Genomic DNA, 1514 nt, shown 5'->3' on the forward strand with positions numbered 1-1514 from the left:
TGAGGTGTATCGGTTGGCGATCTTGGATCGCCGCGCTTGGGGATGAGAATGCGGGGGCCGTCCGGCGACGTCGTTACACACTGGCGCGGGCGAGCCCGTTGAGGTGTATGGCGCGGGGTCCTCGGGTGCCCTTGATTGTTGCTACGAGCACGTGGGTCTGTGTCCTGGCAGAGGTCCCTCCGGACGGCGTCCGCCCGCTGTCTTCAGGAGGTGATCAGGGGTGGAGGTCCTGTTCGAGCGGGTCGCCGGGCTGGACATCGGCAAGGAGTCGTTGTGCGTCTGCGTGCGCACTCCGGGGGCGCGGGGCCGCCGGATGAGCCAGACGCGGACGTTCAAGACGACCACCCGGTCGCTGGTGGTCATGCGGGACTGGTTGGTGGAGTGCGGGGTGACGATCGCGGCGATGGAGTCGACCTCGACCTACTGGAAGGCGCCGTTCTACTGCCTCGAAGAGGTCATGGAGGTGTGGCTGCTCAACGCCGCGCACATGAAGGCCGTCCCGGGTCGCAAGACCGACGTCCGGGACGCGGAGTGGATCGCCCAGCTGCTCGAGCACGGGTTGCTGCGTCCGTCGTTCGTGCCGCCTGCAGACATTCGCCGGTTGCGGATGCTGACCCGCTACCGGGAGCAGCTGATGGGCGACCGCACCCGGGAGGCAATGCGGCTGGAGCTGATGCTCGAGGACGCGTCCATCAAGCTTTCGGTGGTCGCCTCCAGCCTGACCACCGTCTCCGCGCGGGCCATGCTGGTCGCGCTCATCGAAGGGGAACGGGATCCGCGGGCGTTGGCCGACCTGGCCAAGGGTCGAATGCGGGTCAAGATCCCGGCGCTGACCGAGGCGCTGACCGGGCACCTCGACGCCGGCCACGCGCGGTTGGCCCGCTCCATCCTGGACCGGCTGGACGCGGTCGAGGCGGCGCTGGCCGAACTCGATGCGGTGATCGCCGACGCGTGCCAACCGTGGGCGCACCAGCTGGAGCTGCTGCAGACCATTCCCGGAGTCGGGGAGAAGGTCGCCCAGGTCATCGTCGCCGAGACCGGCGCGGACATGTCCCGCTTTCCCTCGGCGGCGCACCTGGCGGCCTGGGCCGGGGTGGCGCCGGCGATCCACGAGTCGGCCGGCAAGCGCACCCCGGCCGGGCTGCGGCATGGCAATAAGTGGCTCAGTCACATGCTGGTGGAGGCCGCCGGCTCGGTGGGGCGGATGAAGGGCAAGAACTACCTGTCGGCCCAGCACGCTCGGCTCACCGCCCGGCGCGGGATGGGGCGGGCGCAGGTCGCGGTCGCCCACTCGATTCTGGTCTCGGCCTACTACATGCTCTCCCGCGACGAGCCCTACCGGGATCTGGGCCCAGACTGGCTGGCCCGCCGCAACGACCAGGCCCACACCCGCCGGCTGGTGGCCCAACTGGAGAAGCTCGGCCACACCGTGCTCCTCGACCCCGCCACCTGACCCCAACCTGATCGCGGTGCCGGACGGGCGGCGGACTTCGTCCGCCCGCGCTGACGCGCGC

The 1514-nt window shown here is 70.1% G+C and carries 1 protein-coding gene; it reads left to right on the forward strand.

Annotated features, from left to right (window positions below):
• Positions 1-220 precede the first annotated feature (220 nt).
• Positions 221-1453, forward strand: a complete 1233-nt coding sequence (locus tag HK417_RS24270; RefSeq protein ID WP_222273275.1) for an IS110 family transposase — start codon at positions 221-223, stop codon at positions 1451-1453.
• Positions 1454-1514 lie beyond the last annotated feature (61 nt).

This window comes from Modestobacter marinus, assembly GCF_019799945.1.
GTDB lineage: Bacteria > Actinomycetota > Actinomycetes > Mycobacteriales > Geodermatophilaceae > Modestobacter > Modestobacter marinus_B.